Origin of the sequence: Synechococcus sp. H60.2, from assembly GCF_047462315.1 — a bacterium.
Taxonomy (GTDB): domain Bacteria; phylum Cyanobacteriota; class Cyanobacteriia; order Thermostichales; family Thermostichaceae; genus Thermostichus.
Genome location: NZ_JANSIZ010000136.1, coordinates 1 through 2,821, shown reverse-complemented (window position 1 = coordinate 2,821; position 2,821 = coordinate 1). Strand labels below are relative to the sequence as shown.

The 2,821-nt window shown below is 57.6% G+C and carries 1 protein-coding gene and 1 pseudogene; one reads left to right on the top strand and one right to left on the bottom strand.

The annotated features are described in order from the left end of the window. The coding region (locus NW845_RS12700) for a peptidase M8 (RefSeq protein WP_414378791.1) at window positions 1–1,671 on the top strand (1,671 nt) is incomplete at its 5' end. 95 nt (window positions 1,672–1,766) lie between these two features. Here the strand turns inward: NW845_RS12700 and NW845_RS12695 are convergent. Further along, window positions 1,767–2,821, bottom strand: a pseudogene (locus NW845_RS12695) (hypothetical protein); the annotation flags it as partial.

Below are 2,821 nucleotides of genomic sequence, written 5' to 3'. Positions count from 1 at the left end.
GCTGCCTACTACGACGGCAACCCCCAATCGGTGACCATCCGCGATGCCGCCATCGCCTTTGCCATCGCCAGCGGGATCACCCAGCCCAGCCAGATTGTTAGCTTTGTCAACAACGTTTTGCGGGTGCAGCCTCCCATAACTTTGGCTGAGGTGACCACGGCCAACCCCAACCCAGTTGCCATTTCTGACTTCGATGGCGACGGCAGGGGGGGAACGATTCGCGACGCGGCCATCTTGTTTGCCATTGCCACTCTGCGAACCCGCGACGCCAACCGCATCAACGATTTTGTCAACAATGTGCTGCGGCTACAGCCTCCCCTTAACCTGACGCCCGAACAGGCAGCCAGGTTGCCGGGGCCGGGGTTTGTTCCCCCCACAGGGCCACCCCCAGCTTCGCCTTCGCCGTCACCGCCTGGTGGGATCCCCACCCTGGGGGTGCCGCAGAGTGTAACGGGGCGCCTGACCACCAGTAGTCCGCGGGATCCCCGTCGCCCGGATCACTTCATCCAGGACTTCCTGCTCAGCGCGTCCGTGGGGCAAACGGTGCGGATCCAGCTTTCCAGCAGCGAGTTTGATACTTACCTCTTCATCGTTAACCAGGCTACCGGGCAGGTAATTGCCGAAAACGACGACTTTGGGGGGAGTAGGAATTCCCAGCTAGACTTGGTTGTGCAAGCTGGAATTAACTACTTGGTGCGGGTTAGCAGTTACGCCCCTGGTGCTACAGGCGCTTTCCAGCTTAGGACTGCTCTGGTTGGCTCCGCACCTACTCCTTCTCCCACAGCTTCTCCCACTCCTTCTCCCACAGCTTCTCCCACTCCTTCTCCCACAGCTTCTCCTACAACTTCTCCCCCTCCCCCTGCTGGCGGCTTCAACATCGAGGTTGAATTTATCGACAATAGCCTCAGCCCTTCCCAGCGCGACATTGTTCTGCAAGCGGCCCGGCGCTGGGAGCAGATCATCACCGGCGATCTGCCCGATGTTGCCGTAACGCTACAGGCCGGTTTCTGCCCAGGTGGTTTCCCGCCAACAGCGCTGGTCAATCGCCGGGTGGACGACATCTTGGTGCAGGTGACCGGCGCCCGGCTTCTCTCTTACCCTAGCGCTCCGGGGGAGGTCGTTGGCCAAGGTGGCCCCTGTGGCTCTCCCCGGCCTGGGAGCGGCACTTTCCCCTATGGTATGGTAGGGCTGGATCCTGCCGATCTGGCCAGGGTAGAAGCTGATGGAAGACTATTCCACGTGGTTCTGCACGAGTTGGGCCATGTTCTCGGCTTTGGCACCATACGCAACTGGGATTCCCTTCTCCGTAACAGTGGCACCAACAACCCGCGCTTTGCGGGCCCTCAGGCCACGGCTCAGTACAACAGCCTCGGCGGACTTGGCAATGTGCCGGTGGAGCTGGAGAGGCCACCAGAAGGTCACTGGCGAAGGACGTTGGGCCTTGAGCTGATGACGCCTGTCCTGGCCCCTCCTCCCCTGCGCCCCGCTCTTAGCCGCATTACGGCAGCGGCCATGCAGGATCTGGGATTTACTGGCATCAATCTTGCGGCGGCGGATCCTTATGAGCTGCCCCCAGAAGGCCGCCGCCTGCCGCCGACAGGAGAATGGCTCTTCTTGGGCGACGACGCCATCTTTGGGCCCATTGGCGGCGAGACGCGGCTGTTGCCCTAGGACAAAACCTAAACTGTGGATGGCCCTGCTGGCTGTTGCCCGGCAGGGCCACTTTGGTAGAAAAAGGCCCCCCCTGGGGGCCAGAAGGGAGAAGGTTAGGGACAAGAGGAGCCAGAGTCTACATACCGCTTTTCTGGAGATGATGTAGAGAAGCCAGTGAAGGTGTTGCCAGTGGGCATGGGAGTGGGCAGCACAGTTCCTGACTGTTTATAGATAGCAATACTGTTCGAACCTGAAGGAGAGTTTGTGAAGGTGTTGCCTTGCACAGTCACAGTGCCAGTAGCGTTAACACAAACCCCAATTGCTATTTCAGACGATGAGTTTCCTTCTCTGACTTGAATTGACGATCCTCCCTCCACTTTTCCAGAAGCAATGGGGCCTGATAGGAGAATAGAGAAGACATTCCCTCCAGTGGCTGTAATCGCGCTCAAGCTTGCGGTGCTGCCACTCACCTCCACAGAGCCGGAAGTCGTCTTCCCGTAAATACCTACAACGCCCTTAGCATTCCCTGATCCTGCAGCCACAACAGAGCTACCGTTTATTACCTTGAGAGTGCCAATGCCCTCATGCAAAATACCAGTAACGAAGTTCTGGTTGCTTGGAATAGAAATATCTACGTTGTCAAGAATGACAGTGCCCCCGGCACTGCCTGGCACGTGAACACATTTGTCGCCTCCTCCAACTGAACTGCCCCCACTAGGGGTAATACCCGTACAGTTAATGTTGATGTTTTTCAGAGGAGTACCCGCGGCGTTAAGGGTGATGGCGGCTGCGGCGGTGGTATTAGTAGCAGGATCCCCACTGGTAATCTGGATCCCTTGCAGCGTATAGCCTTTGTTGAGGGTTAAAGTTTTGTTATTCAAATTGAGAGTAAAGTTAACGCCACTGTCAGGAACCACTGTGACGGATCCACTTGCCAAAGCAAGACTGGTAACGTTAGCCGTGGGTGTCCCTGTTCCGTCGTCCAAGATCGTCACAATCACATTTGTCCCACCACCAAGGCTGGCTGCCGTTTGAACTGCGGTGGAGGTCAGGGCCTTCTCCACGGTCTTAAATGGCTGAGCGGGTGAAGTACCAAGGTTAGTAGTATCATTGCCAAGCGTTGGGTGTATGTAGAACTGGGCAGCCGGGGTCGGTGTGGGTGTCGGTG